This window comes from Comamonas sp. A23 (assembly GCF_004522605.1).
Taxonomy (GTDB): domain Bacteria; phylum Pseudomonadota; class Gammaproteobacteria; order Burkholderiales; family Burkholderiaceae_C; genus Comamonas; species Comamonas thiooxydans.
Genome location: NZ_RSDT01000010.1, coordinates 173,071 through 193,264 on the forward strand (window position 1 = coordinate 173,071; position 20,194 = coordinate 193,264).

The 20,194-nt window shown below is 65.0% G+C and carries 19 protein-coding genes; 5 read left to right on the plus strand and 14 right to left on the minus strand.

Annotated features, from left to right (window positions below; translation table 11 throughout):
• The first annotated feature begins 14 nt into the window (after positions 1 to 14).
• Both EIC84_RS20390 and EIC84_RS20395 read left to right on the plus strand, forming a co-directional pair.
• Entirely contained in the window at positions 15 to 1,079 is a 1,065-nt protein-coding gene (locus tag EIC84_RS20390) for a porin (protein WP_004340354.1), read from the plus strand.
• A gap of 149 nt (positions 1,080 to 1,228) precedes the next feature.
• Positions 1,229 to 2,500, plus strand: coding sequence for an MFS transporter (locus EIC84_RS20395; protein ID WP_034361249.1), 1,272 nt, complete (start codon positions 1,229 to 1,231; stop codon positions 2,498 to 2,500).
• 213 nt (positions 2,501 to 2,713) lie between these two features.
• On the opposite strand, the gene corA is transcribed toward EIC84_RS20395, so the two are convergent.
• The 4 genes from corA to tsaB form a co-directional block, all read right to left on the minus strand.
• Complete coding sequence (gene corA / locus EIC84_RS20400; RefSeq protein ID WP_004340359.1) at positions 2,714 to 3,700, minus strand: magnesium/cobalt transporter CorA; 987 nt, start codon at positions 3,698 to 3,700, stop codon at positions 2,714 to 2,716.
• Between the two features lie 212 nt (positions 3,701 to 3,912).
• Complete coding sequence (locus EIC84_RS20405; protein WP_057093970.1) at positions 3,913 to 4,812, minus strand: uracil-DNA glycosylase family protein; 900 nt, start codon at positions 4,810 to 4,812, stop codon at positions 3,913 to 3,915.
• A complete protein-coding gene (gene rimI, locus EIC84_RS20410) occupies positions 4,803 to 5,315 on the minus strand; it encodes a ribosomal protein S18-alanine N-acetyltransferase (RefSeq protein ID WP_003060455.1) in 513 nt (170 codons plus the stop codon). Before rimI ends, EIC84_RS20405 begins: the two co-directional genes overlap by 10 nt.
• A 7-nt stretch (positions 5,316 to 5,322) precedes the next feature.
• A complete protein-coding gene (gene tsaB, locus EIC84_RS20415) occupies positions 5,323 to 6,030 on the minus strand; it encodes a tRNA (adenosine(37)-N6)-threonylcarbamoyltransferase complex dimerization subunit type 1 TsaB (RefSeq protein WP_034361252.1) in 708 nt (235 codons plus the stop codon).
• Between the two features lie 163 nt (positions 6,031 to 6,193).
• Between tsaB and dacB the strand changes: the two genes are divergently transcribed.
• The 3 genes from dacB to EIC84_RS20430 all read left to right on the plus strand — a co-directional run bounded on the left by dacB (position 6,194) and on the right by EIC84_RS20430 (position 9,762).
• On the plus strand, positions 6,194 to 7,642 hold the full coding sequence (gene dacB, locus EIC84_RS20420) for a D-alanyl-D-alanine carboxypeptidase/D-alanyl-D-alanine-endopeptidase (protein ID WP_004340369.1): 1,449 nt from the start codon (positions 6,194 to 6,196) through the stop codon (positions 7,640 to 7,642).
• A 237-nt stretch (positions 7,643 to 7,879) separates the two neighbouring features.
• On the plus strand, positions 7,880 to 9,055 hold the full coding sequence (locus EIC84_RS20425; protein WP_034361254.1) for an SGNH/GDSL hydrolase family protein: 1,176 nt from the start codon (positions 7,880 to 7,882) through the stop codon (positions 9,053 to 9,055).
• A gap of 35 nt (positions 9,056 to 9,090) precedes the next feature.
• Positions 9,091 to 9,762 carry an OmpW family protein gene (locus EIC84_RS20430; protein ID WP_004340371.1) on the plus strand — a complete coding sequence of 224 codons (672 nt, stop codon included), beginning with the start codon at positions 9,091 to 9,093 and terminating at the stop codon, positions 9,760 to 9,762.
• A gap of 57 nt (positions 9,763 to 9,819) precedes the next feature.
• On the opposite strand, the gene EIC84_RS20435 is transcribed toward EIC84_RS20430, so the two are convergent.
• From EIC84_RS20435 to EIC84_RS20480, 10 genes are all read right to left on the minus strand, one after another.
• Positions 9,820 to 10,986 (minus strand): acyl-CoA dehydrogenase family protein, encoded by a 1,167-nt coding sequence (locus EIC84_RS20435; RefSeq protein WP_004340372.1) that lies wholly within the window; start codon positions 10,984 to 10,986, stop codon positions 9,820 to 9,822.
• A gap of 36 nt (positions 10,987 to 11,022) precedes the next feature.
• On the minus strand, positions 11,023 to 11,904 hold the full coding sequence (locus EIC84_RS20440) for a hypothetical protein (RefSeq protein WP_004340373.1): 882 nt from the start codon (positions 11,902 to 11,904) through the stop codon (positions 11,023 to 11,025).
• Positions 11,897 to 12,730 carry an ABC transporter permease gene (locus EIC84_RS20445; protein ID WP_004340378.1) on the minus strand — a complete coding sequence of 278 codons (834 nt, stop codon included), beginning with the start codon at positions 12,728 to 12,730 and terminating at the stop codon, positions 11,897 to 11,899. Before EIC84_RS20445 ends, EIC84_RS20440 begins: the two co-directional genes overlap by 8 nt.
• Positions 12,727 to 13,620 (minus strand): ABC transporter ATP-binding protein, encoded by an 894-nt coding sequence (locus tag EIC84_RS20450; protein WP_004340381.1) that lies wholly within the window; start codon positions 13,618 to 13,620, stop codon positions 12,727 to 12,729. The genes EIC84_RS20445 and EIC84_RS20450 overlap by 4 nt, the downstream gene beginning before the upstream one ends.
• Positions 13,617 to 14,633, minus strand: coding sequence for an ABC transporter substrate-binding protein (locus EIC84_RS20455; RefSeq protein WP_004340384.1), 1,017 nt, complete (start codon positions 14,631 to 14,633; stop codon positions 13,617 to 13,619). The genes EIC84_RS20450 and EIC84_RS20455 overlap by 4 nt, the downstream gene beginning before the upstream one ends.
• Positions 14,634 to 14,742: 109 nt before the next feature.
• Entirely contained in the window at positions 14,743 to 15,741 is a 999-nt protein-coding gene (locus EIC84_RS20460; RefSeq protein ID WP_004340386.1) for an L-threonylcarbamoyladenylate synthase, read from the minus strand.
• A 177-nt stretch (positions 15,742 to 15,918) separates the two neighbouring features.
• Positions 15,919 to 17,175 carry a 5-(carboxyamino)imidazole ribonucleotide synthase gene (locus EIC84_RS20465; RefSeq protein ID WP_255432085.1) on the minus strand — a complete coding sequence of 419 codons (1,257 nt, stop codon included), beginning with the start codon at positions 17,173 to 17,175 and terminating at the stop codon, positions 15,919 to 15,921.
• Positions 17,172 to 17,666 (minus strand): 5-(carboxyamino)imidazole ribonucleotide mutase, encoded by a 495-nt coding sequence (gene purE, locus EIC84_RS20470; RefSeq protein WP_003072555.1) that lies wholly within the window; start codon positions 17,664 to 17,666, stop codon positions 17,172 to 17,174. The genes EIC84_RS20465 and purE overlap by 4 nt, the downstream gene beginning before the upstream one ends.
• Positions 17,667 to 17,766: 100 nt before the next feature.
• Complete coding sequence (locus tag EIC84_RS20475) at positions 17,767 to 19,179, minus strand: hypothetical protein (protein ID WP_004340395.1); 1,413 nt, start codon at positions 19,177 to 19,179, stop codon at positions 17,767 to 17,769.
• Complete coding sequence (locus EIC84_RS20480; protein WP_004340397.1) at positions 19,176 to 20,153, minus strand: ABC transporter ATP-binding protein; 978 nt, start codon at positions 20,151 to 20,153, stop codon at positions 19,176 to 19,178. Before EIC84_RS20480 ends, EIC84_RS20475 begins: the two co-directional genes overlap by 4 nt.
• Between the last annotated feature and the right edge of the window lie 41 nt (positions 20,154 to 20,194).

Consider the following 20,194-nt stretch of genomic DNA (forward strand, 5'->3'; position numbering starts at 1 on the left):
AGAGGAGACAAACCATGAAATCCATCCATACGCCGGCCCTCGGCGTGGCGCTAGCCTGCCTGGCGTCTTTGCCCGGTGCCGCTTCGGCACAGTCCAAGGTCGAGCTTTTCGGCGTCGTCGACGTCGGCGTTGCCCATCTGGGCGGCTCGGGAGCCTCCAAGACCGGTCTTTCCACAGGCGGTGCCAACATCAGCCGCCTGGGCTTTCGAGGCACAGAGGACCTGGGCGGCGGCCTGAAGGCGGGATTCTGGCTCGAGGCCGGCCTGGATGTGGACAGCGGCGCCGGCAAGGCCACGGGCGGAGGTCTGAGCTTCAACCGCCGCTCCACAGTCAGCCTGATGGGCAACTGGGGCGAGGTGCGCTTGGGACGCGATGATTCGGCCACCTTTCTGAATACGCTGATCTTCGACCCCTTCCTGACCAACGGTGTTGGCGGCACGGGTGCCTTCACCATGCTGGGCATTCCGGGCATCCCCTCGACCGGCGGTGCGCCCATACAGATCAGCAATGCCGTGAGCTATTTCCTGCCCCAGAACCTGGGCGGCTTCTACGGTCAGGCCCAGCTGGCATTCGGCGAGCAGCCCAGCGGCGCGCCCAACAAGCGCGAGGGCGACTATCGCGGCCTGCGCCTGGGTTATCGCCAGGGCGCTTTCAATGGTGCGCTGGCCACCGGCCGGCTCTACGGCAACACCAGTGACACCAATCTGACGGCGAACAATGTGGGCCTGTCCTACGACTTCGGGGTGGCCAAGCCCATGCTGCTGTGGGCCTCGGAAAAGCGTGGCTCCACCAAGATCACGGCCGTGCAGCTGGGCGTGACCGCTCCCGTGGGCAATGGCGAGGCCCGTGCCTCCTTTGGCCACTACAACCTGTCCGGCAGCAATGCGGACTGGAACAAAATCAGCGTGGGCTATGGCTACAACCTCTCCAAGCGCACACAGGTCTACGGCACTTATGCCTTCCTGAAGAACAAGGGCTCGGCAGCGAAGTCCATCGGCGTGCAGGGGCTGAGCGCTCCCGGCACCACGCCGGGCGGTAACTCCAACGGCCTGGAACTGGGCATCCGCCACTTCTTCTGATCCTGCACCGAGGGGTCGGCATCGGTCGGCCTCGGGGTGTCGGCGGCATCACTGCCGTCGTACCGCGCGCCCGCCAGGACGTGCGCCCTGGCGGGGCCGGCGGGTGCCGGTCCCGGCTTTTCTCTCTCAACGCTAGCCGGACTCCTATCATGAAAGACTCACGCTCGTTGCGCTGGTGGGGCGTGGTCACGCTGTTCGTGATCGTCGCCATTTCCTACGTGGATCGGATCAATATCTCGGTCCTCATCACCGATCACGACTTTTTGTCGCACATCGGTCTCACACCCGACGACCGAACGCGTCAGGGCCTGCTGGCCACGGCCTTCATGGTTGGTTACGGTGTTTCGTCCTTTGTGCTCACGCCGTTTTGCGCGGCGCTGTTCGGCGTGCGCCGCAGTCTGTTTGCCGGCTTGCTGCTGTGGGGCGTGGTGACCTTTCTGTCGCCGGCCATGAACAGCTACGGGCTGCTGCTGGCATCGCGGATTCTGCTGGGTGTTTCCGAGGGGCCGCTGTTCTCCCTGGCCGGCAGCTACATCAAGGCGCATTTCGAGAGCCGCGAGAACGGCAAACCCAACTCCCTGGTCAATATGGGCACCGGACTGGGCCTGGCGGTGGGCTATCCCTTCGTCGGCTACCTGGTCGTGGGCCACAACTGGGAGACCTCGTTCCATGTGCTGGGCCTGATCAACGTGCTGCTGGGCGTTCCGTTGGTCTGGGCCTTTGTGCGCATGCCCAAGGTGGAAACCGGCATGCCCAAGCCCCAGTCGATGGGCGAGGCCGTGGGCCAGGTCGGCCAGATCGTGCGCGGTGCCATGCACACGCGCTATCTGTGGCTGATCACCATTCTCACGGCGGCCTTTCTGTCGTATCTCTGGGGCAGCAGCAACTGGCTGCCCGCCTATCTCAAGGAGTCGCGAGGCTTTTCCATGCGCGAGATGGGCTGGCTGGCTTCGCTGCCGCAATATGCGAGTGTGGCGGCGGTCTTCGTCGGCGGCATGATCATCGACCGCATCGCGCGCCGCCAGGTGCCGCTGATCTTCGTCTTCGGCAGCTTGGGCGTGGCGATTGCAGTGTGGCTGGCCATCCATATGGAAGACCGCTATGCGGCAGCCTATTGCCTGATTGCCGCCAACTTCTGCTGGGGACTGATGAGCCCGGCCATCCCCAGCACCGTGCAGCACTGCGCGCGGCCCGAGCATGTGGCCAGCGCTTATGGCGTGGTCAACGGCGCGGGCAGCCTGGTCGCGGGCTTCATGCCGGCCATTATGGGTGCGGTGATCGGCGCGCTGTCGGCCCGCGGCGGCGTGGCTGCGGGATTCTTCGCAGGCTTTTCAGCGCTGATTGGCACGCAGGTGATCGTGATGCTGTGCGGTATCGTGCTCTGGGTGCGCGAGCGCAGCGCCGAAGCGCAGCTATCGTGATGCGCATGCATAAAAAGGAGCGCCTGGCGCTCCTTTTTATGGGTTTCAGCATCTTTGAAGTCTGAGATGACCGTCAGTCAGGCGTAAACAGCTCCTTTTTTGATGGAAAACGCCTTGAACCTGGTGCGGCGCATCTGAGCAGGCACCGAGCAAGGGGCGCCCCAGCAAAGGTGTCGTCCCCTCGGGGGGAAGGCGCGCAGCGCCACAGGGGGTCTACTTCAACCAGCCGCGTTTGCGAAAGTACAGCATGGGGCCGACGGCGCTCAGAATCATCAGGGCGACCACGTAGCCGTAGCCGAATTCCCACTCCAGCTCGGGCATGAACCTGAAGTTCATGCCGTAGACGCTGGCAATCAGCGTGGGAGGCAGCAGAGCCACGCTGGCCACTGAGAAGATCTTGATGATCTTGTTCTGATTGATGTTGATGAAGCCGACCGTGGCGTCCATCAGGAAGTTGATCTTGTCGAACAGAAAGGCCGTGTGACTGTCCAGCGACTCGATGTCGCGCAGAATCTGGCGTGCCTCCTCGAACTGCTCGGCGTTGAGCATCTTGGAGCGCATCAGAAAGCTCACGGCGCGGCGCGTGTCCATGACGTTGCGGCGGATGCGGCCGTTCAAGTCTTCCTGGCGGGCAATGGCACCCAGCACTTCCTTGGCCATCTCGTCGGTCACATCGCCGGACAGCACCATCTTGCTGGCTTTTTCCAGGTCGTCGTAAATGCGCTCCAGCGTGTCGGCAGAGTACTCGGCATCGGCGTCAAACAGCTTGAGCAGAACGTCCTTGGCATCGTCGATCAAGCCGGGCGCACGGCGCGCTCGCATGCGCAGCAGGCGAAAGACAGGCACATCCTCGTCGTGGATGGAGAACAGCACGCCATGGCTGCGCAGCGCTGCGTTGTGCTGGTTGACGATGAAGGCCACGCGCACCGAGCGGGGGTCTTCATCGTCGTCGATCAGAAAGTCGCTGCGGATATGCAGCTCGCCGTTGTCTTCTTCGTAAAAACGCGCCGATTCCTCGATGTCGTCGTCCATCGCATCCTCAGGGATGGACAGCTCATAGTGCTGCTTGATCCAGCGCTTTTCTTCGAGGGTTGGCGACTCCAGATCGACCCAGACGGGGCGAAAGCGTTCCAGGTCTGCCAGGGACTCGATTTCTTCCTGAACGAGTCGACCATTGGCTAGCGTAAAGATGTTGAGCATCAGCTCACTCCCGGTTGTTCTTGAGGTTCTGCAGGGATCAGGGCGCTTTCAACCCCCACAGTCTGTACCGGGAGCTGAAAGCTACCAACTAGGGTAGGTTTCCACGGATGTCTTTCAGTAATTCGAAGCCAGTGATTATGCTACGTTGCACTGCAGCATGTCGCGTGCAGCACAGTTGGGCAAGTGGGTAAGCGGGGCTTGTCGCCCGCCTGTCACAGCCCCTTGGTAAACGCGTCGGCCTGCACCAGATCGGCCCAGGCTCCGGCCTTGGCCTGCGGCGCACGCAGCAGATAGTTGGGGTCGTAGGTCACCACCGTGGGCACGCCCGCAATGTGGTGCGGCTCGGCCCGCAGTCGGCCCAGCGCATCATGGCGGCCCAGCACGGCGCGTGCACTGGCCAGGCCCAGAACCAGCACGCAGTCAGGACGCAGCTCGCGCAGCAGAGCCTCCAGGGCGGGTTGCAGCGCCTGGGCATGGCTGAGATCGGCGTCGGGCGGCGCGCGGTGCAGGGCAGCGCTGAAGACGCGCGGTTTTTCCTGCAGTCCGAGGGCGCGCAGCATATTGTCCAGCAGCTTGGCGGCATCGCCCTGCAGCGCCGTCTGGGCGCTGTCGGCCGCAGGCCTTTGCGCCGGGCTCAGCAGGGGCGGATTGGCGGCAGGCTCCAGCAGGATCAGCCAGCCGCCTTGCTCAGTGCTGTGCACATGCTGCGGAGCATGGGGGTAGACCAGTTGGGCGGGACTGATGGTCCAGCCCAGGCCTGGCTCGCCGGCCGGGCCTGCGGCGGGTTGCTGCACAAACTGACGCGGCTCGTGCACCCGGTGGCCGGACAGGTTCTGGGGCGGTGGGCCGGCGGGCCTGGCGATCTGGGTGGGTGGCTGGGCCGGCACTGCCTCGGCTGCGGGCGCGGCGGCCTGTACCACGGGTGGGCTTACGGGGGCCGGCGGCGCAACGCGCATGACCGGTGCCGCGACGGACTCCGCGACCGGTGATGGTGCGGCGGCGACGGCAGTGACAGCAGCAATTGCTGCGGGCTCCATGGGCTCGGGCAACCAGACGGTGATGCCCATGGCTTCCAGCATGGCCCGCTGGCGGGCATCCAGGTTCAGGGCCATAGTTTCAGACTCATGAGCACCGCATGTTCGCGCGGGCCGTTGGGGTTGGGATAGTAGTTCTTGCGCAGGCCGACTTCGGCAAAGCCGTGCCTGAGGTAGACCTCGCGGGCGCGGGCATTGCTTTCGCGCACTTCCAGCCAGATCCATTGGGCATTCTGCTGCCGCGACCACAAAGCCAGTGCATCGAGCAGCACGCGCGCCCAGCCCTGGCGCTGGCAGGCCGGGTTGACGGTGATATTGAGCAGATGCACTTCGTCCAGCGCCTGCATGGCGACAAAGTAGCCCAGCAACTGGTGATCTGCATCGACCAGCAGCTGTATCTGGTAGCCGGCCACCATGGCATCCTGGAAGTTGCCGCGCGTCCAGGGATGGACATAGGCCTGCTCCTCGATCGGGAGCAGGGTGTCGAGCCAGAGCGCGGACAGCGGCTCGAAATGCACCAGGGATGCAGCATCCTGGGTGCTGGCGTCGGTGGCGAGTGTGGAGCTGCTGGGCAAGGTCATGAGGTGCTTATAGGGAGGCGGCGTCGGAGGCAGCAGCAGCGGCGGCCTTCTCGGCTTCGCGCTCGGCCGTGGTTTTTGCCACTTTATCGCGGATATAGCGCGGCAGCGCCTCTTCGGCCGGTACCGCGCAGCCTTTTGCCAACAGTGCCGGTGCCAGGCGCAGCATGGCCGTGGCTGTGGGCATGGCGTGCACATGGCGGGCCTTGGGCGCCAGCAGTTCGGGGTAGACGGGCTGGGCATTGCCCGCCACGGCATGGCCGGCTGCAGCCTGCAAAGCCTCGGGGGCGCAGAGGCCGAAGTCCTCGGGCTCGATCCACTGGCCGTCCACATAGCGGAAGGGGGCGTGATAGACCTCGTGCATGCGCGCGTCGAGCACGGCCTCGACCTCGGTGCAGCCATGCAGATGACGGGCCTCTTCGGCCACTGTGAGCAGCGAGTCCACGGGCAGCACGGGAACCTTGGCGGCAAACGCCAGACCCTGGGTGATGGCGCAGGCCGTGCGCAGGCCCGTGAAGGAGCCGGGGCCGCGCCCGAAGGCAATGGCGTCCAGCTGCGCGAAACTCAGCCCCGCATCCTTCATGAGCTGGCGTATCGCCGGCAGCAACTGGGCCGACGACTGCTGGGCGCCAGGCCCGCTGTGCTGCCAGATGGCATCGCCACGCTGGACGGCAACAAACAGGGTATCGGTACTGGTGTCGATGGCGAGAAGATTCATGTTCGGCGGGGCGTCAGCCGCAGGCGGGCTGGAGCGCAATACGGGCTGCACTGGGCTGCAACAGACGGCAGCATAGCCCTGCATTATCGGACGCCCGCCGCCAGCTTGCCGCGGGCGCTGCCAATGCCCGGCATGGGCGAAGCCCGGCGTAGACTCTGGCCCCATGCTGCAGACCCCCTTCTTTCTTCGCAAGACCCTGAGCGCGCTGGGCGCATCGTTGCTGGCGCTGCTGGCCCAGCCCACGCTGGCGCAGTCTCCGCCTGCCGACACCCGCATTCCCGCCGCCGTGGACGCGGCGCTGCAACGCGCCAAGATTCCGCGCGACGCCGTATCGCTGCTGGTGATGAATGTGGATGGAAAATCGCCACCGAGCCTGGCCTGGCGCACGCACCAGGCCATGAATCCTGCCTCGGTCATGAAGCTGGTCACCACCTATGCGGCGCTAGACCAACTGGGCCCGGCCTATGTCTGGCGCACGCCCGTCTATCTGGGCGGTCCGGTGGTCGATGGCGCCTTGCGCGGCAATCTCTACATCCAGGGTCAGGGCGACCCCAAGCTGGTGCTGGAACGCCTGTGGCTGATGCTGCGCCGCCTGCAAGGCATGGGCATCAAGGTCATCGTGGGCGATATCGTGCTGGACCGCAGCGCCTTTCAGCTGCCCACGCATGATGCGGCGGTATTCGACAACGAGCCCTGGCGGCCCTATAACGCCTCGCCCGATGCGCTGCTGATCAACTACAAGGCCGTGGCGCTGAATATTGCTCCTGATGCAGGAGCGGGTATCGCTCGTATTCAATACGATCCACCGATGTTTGGTATGGAAAACCAGCAGACAGTTGCGCTAGCTGCTCCTACTTCTGATTGCGGCGACTGGCGCAGCAAGATGCAACTGGACATGAACAATCCGCAGCGCATCGCCTTCAACGGCAGCTATCCGGCAAGCTGCGGCGACAAGAGCTGGTCCATTGCACCGGCGCAGCCCGAGCGCTTTGCGGCGAAGGCCATAGAAGGCATGTGGCGCGAGCTGGGCGGCAAGCTCACCGGCGCCGTGCGCGACGGCAGCGTGCCACAGGGCCTGCTGCCGGCCTTCCAGCTGGAGTCTCCGGCGCTGTCCGAAGTGGTGCGCGACATCAACAAATACAGCAACAACATCATGGCCCAGCATGTGCTGCTCACGCTGGGCATGCAGCGCACCGGCGTGGCCAGCTTCGACTCCGCGCGCCAGTCGCTGGCACAGTGGTGGGCCGCGCGCTGGGGCAATGCCGAGCAGCCCGTGGTGGACAACGGCGCAGGCCTGAGCCGCAATGCCAGCATCACGGCCAGCGGCCTTGGGCAGATGCTGCAGAACGCCTGGGTCTCGCCCGTGATGCCCGAGTTCGTCTCCTCCATGCCCATTGTCGGCGTGGACGGCACGCTGCGGCGCAGCAAGAGCCGGTTTGCGGGCGCCGCCCACCTCAAGACCGGCAGCTTGCGCGACTCGGCCGCGTTGGCCGGCTATGTTGACGGTGCCAGCGGCCAGCGCTATGTGCTGGTGGCCATGGCCAACCATGCCAATGCGGCCGCGGCACGCACGGCCTGGGATGCACTGGTGGACTGGACGGCGGCCCAGTAGCCGCCCGGGGCGGCGCTCCATCACCGCTACATCGCCGCCCTTTGCCCGCCTCGACAAACCGGACCCTGGTCCGGTTTTTTTGTTGGGTGACAGGCTGATGACCCGCTTATTGGGCGTTGGATTTTTGTCCGACCATCGGTAATTGCCCGATAACAACGCGGGGATGAGTGTCGCTAGGATGACGCTGAGGAAAAAAGCACGACCGTGCGATTCACAACACCTCAGGAGAACATCATCTTGGCAAGCAAACTCAAACTCTTGGCGGCTGCAATGGCAACGGTGGGCCTGTTGGCGGCCTGCGGCGGCGGAGGCGGGGCCGATACCACCCCCAAGGCCAAGGTCACCTCGGTCAAGGTCATGGGCGATAGCCTCGCGGACAGCGGTACCTTCGGCTTCAAGTTCACGGTACAGGGCTCGGCGCCCACTGGTGCTGGCTCGACCATGATCTGGCCCGAGCGCATTGCCGACCAGTTCAGCCAGAGCTTGTGCGCCCACTTTCGTGCCGGTGACGAGAATCTCACGACTTATCAGGAGGTCGCCACCTGCACCAACTACGCCGTGGGTGGTGGCCGCGTGAACCCGCTGGATGCGCCGACATCGCCCAAGTCGGTACTGGTTCAGATTCAGGCCGCATCCAAGGCAGGCTTCAGCGCCGATGATCTCGTCGTCATCGATGGCGGCGCCAACGATGCCGCCGATGTGATCGGGGCGCTGATTGCCGCGGCCAAGGGCAATTCGCAGCCGCTGAACGCCATGGTGGCCTGGCTGGATTCCAAGGCTCCTGGAACGTCCACGGCCCTGATGACGCAGGCCGGAGGCGATGCCTCCAAGTTCGCCGGCCTGGCGGCGGGTGCCTATCTGCAGACCCTGGCCAAGACTCTGGCCGGCTCCATTGCGCAGAATGTGGTCGCCAAGGGCGCCACGCGTGTGGCCGTGCTGAATGTTCCCGCCATCACCAAGACACCGCGCTTCCAGATGGTCCTGGCCAGCATTGCCCAGGCCGCAGGCGGCGGGGATCAGGGGGCTGCTGCGGCCGCCAAGCAGGAAGCGTCATTCGATGCCCTGGTACAGGTCTTCAACAACCAGCTGGCTGCCAGTCTGGCAGGCCAGTCCCAGGTGGTCCTGGTCGATTTCTACACCGAGTTCAAGAGCCAGATCAGCAACCCGGCACAGTACGACTTCGACAACGTGAAGGACCCGGTCTGCCCGATCACTGGCGTGGACGAAAGCGGCCTGCCCAGCTACACCTTCCCCACCTGCACGGCAGCGGCCTTGAGTGCCACACCCGGCAAATCCAGCCCTGACTGGTGGCAGCACCATGTCTTTGCCGACAGTTTCCACCCCACGCCTTACGGCCATCAGCAAATGAGCCAGCTGGTTTCCCGCTCTCTGGCCCAGAAGGGCTGGTTGTAAATCCGTCCGCACCTCAATAACAAGGAGACAAAACCATGAAAATTTCTGTGCGGATCATTGCAGCCGCTGCTGCGCTGGCGGCCTGCGGTCTGGCCAGCGCCCAATCGGCCGGAAGCTGGATGGCGCGTGTCGGCGTGACCCATCTGTCGCCCGATGTGAGCAGCGGCAATCTGTCGGCGCCATCCTTTCCCAACACCAAGGTCGACGCCGGCAGCAATACCCAGCTGGGCGGCGGCATCACCTATATGGTGACCGACAATCTGGCGCTGGACGTGCCTCTGGCCACGCCCTTCAAGCATGATCTGTCGGGAGCCGGCTCGATTGCCGGCGTGGGCAAGCTGGGCAGCACCAAGGCGATACCGGCGACGCTGATGCTGCAGTACCGCTTCAACGAGGCCAAGGCCGCGTTCCGCCCCTATCTGGGCGTCGGTGTGACCTATGCTCATTTCTATGGCGAAAAGACCACGGCTACGCTCAACGGCCTGACAGGGGGCACCCAGGCGAATCCGACCACCGCCGAGCTCGACGACAAGTTCGGTGCGCTGGCGCAGCTGGGCTTTGTCTACAACTTCAACGAGCGCTGGTTTGTGGATGCCTCCTACTCCAAGAGCTTTCTGAAGACCAAGATCCACCTGTCTTCGGGCCAGAGCATCAGCGTCAGGCTCAATCCCGATGTGTTCTCCGTGGGCATAGGCTACCGCTTCTGAGGCGGCGCGGCCTACACGAAAAATCCGGGCAGGTCCCGGATTTTTTTGGCTGCGGCTTCAGTTGTAGTGCTGGGCCGAGGGCTCCTCGCCATGCACGGCCCAGCGGCCCAGGGCCTGGAGCTTGTAGTCCAGCGGATCGTGCAGGGTATGGGTGCGCACATTGCGCCAGAAACGGTCGAAGCCGAGATCGGCATGGGTGCCGCGCGAGCCCACCACATCGAACATTTCCTGGGTGGCGAACAAGGTGCAGCGATGCGCCATGACCTTGGCTTCGAAGACGGCGATGGCGACCTCGGCACGTTCTGCAGCGCTCAGCGCAGGGCCGCGCTGCCAGGCTTTTTGCAGCAGCTCTGCGCCGTGATCGGCCATCAGGGCGGCTCCCGAAATCTGGGCCTGCATTTCGCCCATGCGGCGTAGCAGATAGGGATCGTCGGTGGCGCGCTCCACCGCCGAGCCCAGCCAGGGCCGGCCATGTTCGCGCGCATAGTCGCGTGCCTGCCGACGCGCGCCCTGGGCCACGCCGACAAACAGATTGACCAGCACCAGCTGCGCCAGGCAATTGCGCAGCGTATGAAAGGCCGTGACCTCGGCGCTCTCGTCGCGCATTACGGCGCTGGCGGGAAGCTGGACGCGATTGAACTGAACCGAGCCGCTGTCGGTCTGGCGCTGGCCCATGGGGTTCCAGTCATCCTTGACGGCAATGCCGGGCGAGGCGGTTTCAAGCAGGCCCAGAACCGGCTGCGCATGGCCTGCCACACTGGCCGATACCGTCAGGTAGTGAGAGCCGCGCGTGCCCGAGCAAAAGCCTTTCAGGCCGTCGAGCACATAGCCGCCGGCGAGCTCCGAGCTGCGGGGCAGGGCCTGCAGACGCGTGTCGCGCGGGTTCAGCGCATTGCCCCACCAGCCGTTCTCGTCGATGGTGCGGCGCAGCCAGAGGCGCTGCTGCTGGCGCGAGCCATAGATCAGCACGGTGGCGACCTGGAGCTGGTGAAACGCCAGCACATGGGCCAGGGCGCTGTCGACGGCGGCCAGGGCGCGCACATGGCGGTAGATGTCGGGCCAGCTCAGCGCATCGCCGCCATGTTCGCGGGGGATGGCCAGGCGCAGCAGGCCGGCATCGCGCAGCAAGGCTTTTTCCGCTGCCGCATGGCCGCCCTGGCGGTCGCGTGCGACGGCGGTTTTTTCCAGGGTGCCGAGTACATCGTTGAAGTGACTGGAGAACATGGTCAAGAAGGTGGATGGCGGAAAAGAGGCGGACGGTCAGTGGCAGATGGCTCCGTCTTCCAGCAAGGAAGCTTCCAGAGCAATCGTGCTGACGCGGTTGTCCTGCGCGCGTTGCTGCAGACCGCTGCGCTGCCATTGCTGGACGGCGTGCTGCAGCCAGCGGGTGGACTGTGCATCGGCCTTGGTCAGACGGATATGGGCCTGATCCGTGGAGCGAAAGCGGTTGCCAAGACGCTCGTAGAAGCGCCAGTTGTCCTGTTGCAGCAGGCGCGTGATGACCTCGGGCGACTCGGCCAGAACATGGCATTTGCCGGCCAGGAAATCGCTGACTGCATGAATGCTGGAGGGCGCGAAAAGAGGCTCTAGGCCCTGGGCCTGCAAGGTGCTGGCAGAGGCCTGACCCGTGGCGACGCAGGCCGTGGGTCTGGGGGCGGCCTTCCGCGCCACATGCGGCAGCCAGGAGCTCCAGTGACCGGGGGCATGGCGGCTCCAGAGGGAGGCCTGCTGCTTGAGCACCAGCAGTTGCAGGCTTTGCGGCATATAGCTGCCGCCGGTCTGCCGATCGGCAGCGGCCGGGTCGTCTTGCGGCGCCATGCCTTCAAGCACCAGGTCGGCATCGCTTGCGGGGGTGATTTTGATGCTGGTGCCCAGTTGCCGGCCCAGCCAGTCCGCCAGGGCCTGGTCGTAGACATCGGGCTCTGGCGGCAAGGCTTCGCCGGGCAGGGCAGGGCGTGCATAGCTGCGCAGGGCCACATGGAGCACGCCATTGCGCTGCGCCTGCAGCAGCACCGGGCCTGCCGCCTCCGTGCCGCCGAGCTGCGGCAGGGCGGGCCAGAGCACGCCAGCGCCGGCGGCAGCGGCCGCCAGCGCGGTGCCGGCAATCGCCAGGCGGCGCCAGGATTGCGTGGCGCTACTCATGAAATTCCAGTCCGCTGCGCCAGCGCGTCAGGCGCTTTTCCAGCAAGGCCAGCCCATAGTTGAGCGCCAGGCCCAGAACGGCCAGCAGCACGATGCCGGCGTACATGCTGGGGATCTGGAAGATCTCCTGAGAGTTCAGCGTGAGAAAGCCCAGGCCGGCATGCGAGCCGATCATCTCGGCTGCGACCAGCGCGGTGATCGAATAGGCGCCCGCCAGCCGGATGCCGGTGAAGATGGACGGTGCGGCCGCCGGCAGGATGACCTTGAAGAAGATGAAGCCGCGCGAGGCCCCCATGGACAGCGCCGAATGAATCAGCAGCTTCTCTACCTGCTTGACGCCGCTGATGGTGTTGAGCAGCACCGGCCAGAAGGCCGCCCAGAAGATGATGGCGATCTTGGACGCCTCGCCGATGCCGAAGAACAGCAGAAAGACCGGAAACAAGGCCAGGGCCGAAACCTGACGGAACAGCTGCAGCAAGGGGTCGACAAAGGCCTCGAAGCGGCGTACCACGCCCATCAGCAGGCCCAGTGCCACGCCTGCCAGTATGGCCAGAATCAGCCCTGCCAAGGAGCGCTGCAGGCTGGCCGCCACATGCTTGCCTAGCTGGCCGGTCTGCGCCAGCTCGACGATGGCCGCCAGAACAGCGGATGGCGGGCTGAGAAAGGCCGAATTGACCAGTCCCGCGCGCGGCAGGAATTCCCAGATGGCAAAGAACAGCAGCACGCAGGCCGAGCGCTCCAGCCACTGGAGCCCGAGTTGCCGGGAGGAATGCAGCGACACCGGCTTGGCGGGGCGCCGGGATGGGGATGCGGCCAGTTGGCTCATATGGCAAATCCTCGCAAGGCCAGGCTGAAATCAGGGGCGGTGGGCAGCAGCGGTGCCAGCGGTTGCTGGCGGTGGCCGCTGGCAAAGGCGACTTCGTCGCGCAGCACATCCCAGGCCTGTTCGCGCAGCTGCACAAAGGCCGGGGCGTGGCGTATCTCGGCTGGGCGCGGGCGCGGCAGCGCTATGTCCAGAACGGATTTGATGCGACCGGGTCGGTGCGTCATGACGGCGATGCGGTCCGACAGATAGATGGCTTCATCGAGGCTGTGGGTGATGAAGACGATGGTGGTCTTGTGCTGCTCCCAGATGCGCAGCAGCTCGGACTGCAGGATTTCGCGTGTCTGGGCATCCAGGGCGGCAAACGGTTCGTCCATCAGCAGCAGGCTGGGCGAATAGGCCAGGGAGCGGGCGATGGCCACGCGCTGACGCATGCCGCCCGAGAGCTCGTGCGGGTAGCGCTGGCCGAAGCCGGCCAGCCCCACCAGGTGCAGAAACTGCTCGGCAGTCTCCCGGCGCTCGCGTTTGGGAATCTTGCGGATCTCCAGCCCGACCTCGATGTTCTGAAGCACGGTGCGCCACGGAAACAGCGCATAGCCCTGGAACACCACGCCCTGCTCGCGGTTGATGCCGCTGGCCGGCTGGCCGTCGATGCTGATGCTGCCGCCGCTCTTGCGTGCCAGCCCGGCCAGCACATTGAGAAACGTGGACTTGCCGCAGCCCGAGGGCCCGAGGAGGGTGAAGAACTCGCCTTCACGGATATCGAGATTGAAGTCCTGCAGGGCGGCGATCTGCTGCTTGCGGCCGCGCTCGTCGGCAATCGCGAAATCCATGCGCACATCGCGTGCGCGGATCTTGATGGCGGAGCCAGAGTCGTCGAGGGGCGTGCTCATGTCGCAGCTCCCTTGGCAAAGGGGTTGAACTCGTTGGTGTACACGTCCTTGACGGCCACCTTGCCCGGCTGCAGCTTGCCTTCGCGCTCCAGCACGTCGATGTAGTACTGGATGGGCGGCTCGGTGATGATCTGGTCGTCCACATAGGCATAGCGCTCCACATGCTTGAGCTCCATGCCGAGACGCTCGGCCGTGTAGCGGCGCGCTTCGTCGGTGTTGGCGTTGACCCAGTTGCCGGCCTTGGCGATGGCCGTGACCACATCGCGCACGGCCTGCGGGTTCTCGCGCGCAAACTTGCCGTTGACGCTATAGGGCGCCATGCCGCCCAGGCCGCGGTCCAGGTCGTAGTCGGTCCACAGGCGCTGCAGCTCGGGGTTGGCTTCGGCACCGCCGGAATGGGGTGGGTGGATGATGGCCAGATCCACATTGCGGCCGATCACGGCCTGCTCGCCCTGGTTGTCGGGAACGACCAGGAAGTTGATCTTGTTGACATCGGCGCCGTGCTCGCGGAAATAGGTCTTGGAGACAAACTCGGCGCAGGCGCCGAAGCTGTTGAAGCCTATGGTCTTGCCTTCCAGATCCCTGGGCGTGCGGATGCCCGAATCCTTGCGCACGAAGTACTTCATATGCGGTGCCTCCTGCAGCGTCTTGCTGCCGGCGGCAATCACCTTCATGTCGGCCCCGGCCGCAATGGCCGAAATCACCAGCGGCACCATGCGCGAGCCGAAATGGATGTCGCCCGTGCCGACCAGCGGAATGATCTGGGGGGCGGCAATCTTGCCCACGTAGTTGGGGCGGGTGGAGGTCCCGTCGAAGTAGCCCAGTCTGTCGGCCAGATAGATCAGGTCGAAAGAGGGGTTGTCGGGATAGTTGAAGGGAACGACCTTGCCATTTTGTGCCCTGCGGGTGGTTTCGCTGCTGGCCTGGTTGTCGGAGCGCGAGCAAGCCGCCAAGCCCAGGGATGCAGCACTGATGGACAGAAGCTTGCCAAGCGCGTCGCGACGGGTTCCCATGGTTCTAACCTTTGAAGTTGCTTTGAAGCAAGCAAGGTTAGAGAAGGTGTCTAATAAAGAAAACGAATAAAAATTTGTATCTTTACTTAAAAATCAGCTAAGAGGCCTCTCAGCCCGCAGCCGCCGCACGTTGCAGGCGGTCGCGCACGCCTTCCCAGTCGGCGGTGTCGGGCGGGGTTTCGATCCAGATCAGCTTGGCGCCCCAGTCGTCGAAATTGCGCAGCATGCCGAACAGCTCACGGGCCACGTCGCGCGGCTCGTCGGACATGCGGCGCAGCAGCAGCTGGGCCGTTGTGACATTGAGGGGGCTGCGGTGATAGATGGCAATATTCCTGCCATCCTTGCCCAGGATGCCCAGTGCCGATTGCAGCTGCCCGGCATCCATGAGCCGCACCTTGGCGTTGGGTGCGTAATGCGCCAAAAGCGTTCCCGAAGCACGCGGGGTATCCGCAGTCAGCTCTTCTTTCGAGAGCGGTCGCAGGCCGCAGGCACGCGCTATATCGTCGCGCGTGATGGCGCCGGGGCGCAGCAGCACGGGCACGCCCCGCGTGCAGTCGACGATGGTCGATTCAATGCCCACTTCGCAGGCGCCGCCATCGAGCACCAGCAGTTCTTCGCCAAACTCGGAGGCCACATGCTCGGCCGTGGTGGGGCTGACGCGGCCGAACTTGTTGGCGCTGGGGGCCGAGACGCCCCAGACCGGCGGATCGAGCTGCTGGCAGGCCTGCAGCACTGCATGGGCCACGGGGTGGGACGGGCAGCGCAGACCCACGCTGTCCTGACCGCCGGTCGATGCCTTGGCGGCATGCGGCAGGCGCGGCAGGATCAAGGTAAGTGGGCCGGGCCAGAACGCATCGATCAGTTGCTGGGCAAAGACCGGGACTTCCTTGGCATAGCGGGTGATGGCGGCGGCATCGGCCACATGCACGATCAGCGGATGGTTGGCCGGGCGCCCCTTGGCGGCAAAGATCTGCGCCACGGCGGCATCGTTGTCGCTGTCTGCGGCCAGACCGTAGACCGTCTCGGTGGGCAGACCCAGCAGCCGGCCTTGCTGCAGCGCAACCGCAGCGGCTTGCACCGAGGCTTCCAGCGTTCCATCCAAGATCATTTCAATTCCTCTTTCATGCACTGCGCCGCCGTATGTGCGGTGCTTTTGCGCTTGCAGAGCATCAGCGAAGGACGCCGAGCAAGGGCCGCCCCGCAGCGAGGGCGTCGTCCCCCTCCCGCGTAGCGAGAGAGGGGGAAGCGGCGGGGCCGCCTAGGCAAAGCCGCTCAGGGGGGGTTATCAGAACGCTTCAATGCCGAGGATTTCAGCGGCCTTCAAAGCGGTTTCACGCGCTTTTTCGGGGCTTGCCGCGGTGATGTTCAAGTGGCCCATCTTGCGGGCCGGCTTGGCATCGACCTTGCCGTACAGATGCAGGTGGGCACCGGGCAGGGCCAGGATCTGATCCCAGGCCGGAGCCTTGGCGGTTTCGCCGTGCTTGAACCACAGATCGCCCAGCAGGTTGAGCATGACGGTGGCGCTGTGCTGGCGCGGTTGCACCAGGGGCAGATTGGTCATGCAGCGCACCTGCAGCTCGAACTGCGACACATCCATCGCGTTCTGGCTGTAGTGGCCACTGTTGTGCGGGCGCGGGGCGATCTCGTTGACCACCAGCTGGCCGTTGTCCAGCACAAAGAATTCCACGCAGAGCACGCCCACGTAGTCGAGGCCGATAGCTACGGATTTCGCAGCAGCTACCGCTTGCTCTGCCTGTGCTGCGGGCACGTTGCCTTCGTAGACCTCGGTCACGGCCAGAATGCCGTCGCGGTGCAGATTGCGCTGCACGGGCAGGTTGACGATGTCGCCATTGCGGCCACGGGCCACGATGACCGAGCATTCGTGCGCCAGCGGCAGCATTTTTTCGAGCACGCAGGCCACCTGCTTGAGCTCGTCCCAGGCCTTGATTAGCTCGTCGCGGGTCTTGACGCGGATCTGACCCTTGCCGTCATAGCCCATGCGCGCGGTCTTGAGGATGCCGGGCAGCAGCGCGTCGTTGACGGCTGCCAGCTGCTCGGCCGTCTCGATCACGGCATAGGGGGCGCAGGGCACGCCGCATTTCACGAAGTGGGCTTTTTCGGCTGCGCGGTCCTGGGCGATCGCCACGGCCGAACCGGCGGGCGATACGGGCAGGCTCTCGGCCAGCTTGTTCAGCGAGCCGGCGGGCACGTTTTCGAATTCGGTGGTCACGGCCGCGCAGAGTCCGGCCAGCTCGGCCAGGCCCTTGGCATCTTCGTAGCCGGTGCGCACATGCTGGTGGCTGACCAGACCGGCGGGGCTGGTCTCGTCCTTGTCCAGCACGGCGGTGAAATAGCCCATGGCCTGAGCGGCATGGGCAAACATGCGGCCCAGCTGGCCGCCGCCCAGTACGCCGAGGGTCGCACCCGGCAGAATGGGGGCCCCCACGTTTGCCACTGCGTGTGCAGCACTGCCCCCCAAGGGGGCCTTCGCGCCTTGGGACGGCCCGGTGGCGCTCATTGCTTGCGTGTCGTGGGCGCTCATGCGTTCACCGGCAGGGTCATGTTGCGGGCCGCTTCGGTCTGCTCGGCGCGGAAGGCCTCGAGCTTTTTGCGCAGCTCGGCATCCTCGTTGGCCAGCAGGGCCACGGCAAACAGGGCCGCATTGGCAGCACCGGCATTGCCGATGGCAAAGGTGGCCACGGGCACGCCCTTGGGCATCTGCACGATGGAATGCAGCGAATCCACACCCTGCAGGTGACGGCTGGCCACGGGCACGCCGAGCACGGGCACGGTGGTCTTGGCTGCAATCATGCCGGGCAGGTGGGCAGCACCGCCGGCGCCGGCGATGATGGCCTTGAGGCCACGGTCGGCTGCGGCTTCGGCAAAGCGGAACATGTCGTCCGGCATGCGGTGGGCCGATACGACCTGCGCTTCAAAAGCGATACCGAATTGCTGGAGGATGGCAACTGCGTGTTGCATGGTGTCCCAGTCGCTGCTGGAACCCATGACCACGCCAACTTGGATGGGGTTCATGTTCTTCAGGGCGCTGCCGCCCGGCCTAGTGGAACCCCTGATTTTACGGTTTCGCCGCATTGCCGGCCGACTGTGGGGCATAGCCGTCCGGGCAAAGCAACTATGACTCCCGGATATGGGTCGCCGCGTTATCGCGTGCAAAGCCCAGCACGCGGTCCCTGAAGACATGAATGACCCAGGCCAGCGTGACCAGGATCTGCAGGCTCAGAGAAGCCCAGGGCACATAGCTGAGCCAGGCGCCGGCTTGCTCTATGCCGTCCGGCGAGCTCATCCACATGGCCACCACGGGCTGAACAAACATGGCACCTGTATAGCCGCCCATGCCATAGGCCAGCAGCGGCGCGGCGATGTTGAGGATCAGCCAGGCGATGACAAACGAGGCCAGGGGGGACTTGAGCTTGCCCGCCAGCAGGGCGAAGCCGGTCAGCAGCAGGCAGTCGCGCAGCAGATGCAGACACAGATAGAAGGTAAAGCTGTTGAGCTTGCCGCTGATGGCCGCCTCAAGTGACTGGGGGGCGAACAGCAGCAGCAAGGCCATGGCAAAGCCCAGCAGCAGGCTGACCGGCCACAGCGGCAGTGCCTCCAGCGCCTCGCGCCAGCGCTGGCGCGAGGCCGACCATTGAACCTGACGCCAGGCGCGCAGATGCTGGTCCATATGCTGCAGGGCGACATAGGCGGTGCCGATCAGCGCGATCCAGGCGGTGCTGCTGAAAAATTCGGCAATGCCCAGATTGAGCGAGCCGGCTGCGAAAAATCCAGTCAGTGCCAGGCCCAGAGGCCAGGCCCAGGGCAGGGTGCGTACATCGAGTCGGGTGCAAAGCTGGCGCCACAGGGCCAGCAGCCCCAGGCCCAGCACCAGCACACCGGCCAGATAGGCCAGGCCCAGGCCGCCCACATTCAGGCCCCACCAGAAGACCGGCTCGGCGTCGATGTCCACCATGCCCTTGTAGACATGGTCGATAAAGGGGCCGGGGGCGAAGAACAGGATCAGCAGAGGCAGCAGTGCCGCTCGCCGGCGATTGATAGGCCTGTCCCTCAGTCCCCAGCTCATGAGCACGGAATTCATGGCCCAGGTCTGCAGGCCCAGGCCCCAGATCACGGCCAGGCCAATCGTGTGTTGCAACTTCAGGGGCTCCAGCGCCCAGAAATGGGTCACACCCGCCACGGCCAGAGCAAACCACAGCACGTAGAGCCAGGCCGGCAAGGTGGCGCCCAGCAGCTTGCCCCAGGCCATCTGCCAGGGCGTGAGCACGGACAGACGTTGCCAGTCCCAGGTGTTCTGGCTGGCTTCCTCGGCCAGGCTGCGCCCGGCCAGCACGCTGCCATAGATGATGGCAGCCAGGTACAGGCCGGCAATGGCCGTCATGCTCAGCGTGCCGGGCAGTCCCTTGGCAGAGGACAGGGCGAAGGGCAGGGCCAGGATGAGCAGGCTCAGGCCCAGGCTCCAGGCCAGCAGCGAGGGGCGCCAGTTCAGCCAGAGCTGGCGCTGGAATTCGGGATTGCGTTGGCTCATGCTTGCTCCTGACTTTCGGTATCGCGGGCCTGAGCCGTGCGCGCATAGCGGTCTTGCAGCCGCTCGCGCACCGGGTACAGCGCGGCGACAGGAATGCCGGCCTGCACCAGCTGGGCCAGCCATTGGGCACGTGCGCTAGCGGCGGCCGGCAGCCAGAGCTGGATTGGGCGGCGGCCCGTGGTGTCGAAGTCCTGCACCGAAGTGTTCAGCAAGGCCTGACGCAGGCGTGCCTCCAGGCCTTCGCTTTGCTCCATGGCCACTTCCAGCGCATAGAGCTGGGGCTGCTGACCGACTGCGGCGGGCTGGCCCGGGTCGTGGGCGTTTTGCAGTGCCTCGTGGCTTTCGATGCGGCCGTCGCGGATGCTCAGGATATGGGTGCAGTACTCGTCCAGCTCGCTGAGGATGTGGCTGGAGACGATCAGCGTCATGCCCTGGGCCTGAAGCTGGCGAAACAGCGTGGAGAGGCTGCTGCGCGCATCGGGATCGAGGCCGCTGGCCGGTTCGTCGAGCAGCAGCACGCCGGGCTGGTGGACGATGGCCTGGCCGATCGCCACGCGCTGGCGCTGACCGCGCGAGAGCTCGGTCGGGTGGCGGTGCAGCAGCTCTGTCAGGCCCAACTGGGCGGCCACCTGCCGTACGCGGGCATCCACGTCACCGGGTGCAACGCCCATGGACAGGGCCGAGTACTGCAGGCAGCGCATCACGCTGAGCCGGTCGTACAGACCATAGAAGTCCGAGAGATAACCCAGATGGCGGTGCACCTCGCGCGGCTGTTCCTCGACCGACAGGCCTTTGACACGGATATGGCCGGACAGCGGCTGTTCGAGGCCGGCGATGCAGCGCATCAGCGTGGATTTGCCGGCACCGTTGGGGCCGACGAGTGCCGTCACGCTGCCCGCTGCGATGGACAGACTCACGCCGTCGAGGGCGCGGTGGCCCGGATATTCAAACACCAGTTGTGAAACTTCAATCAAGTCTGCGCTCCTTGGTTCGCAAGCAATATAGCCCAGGGGTG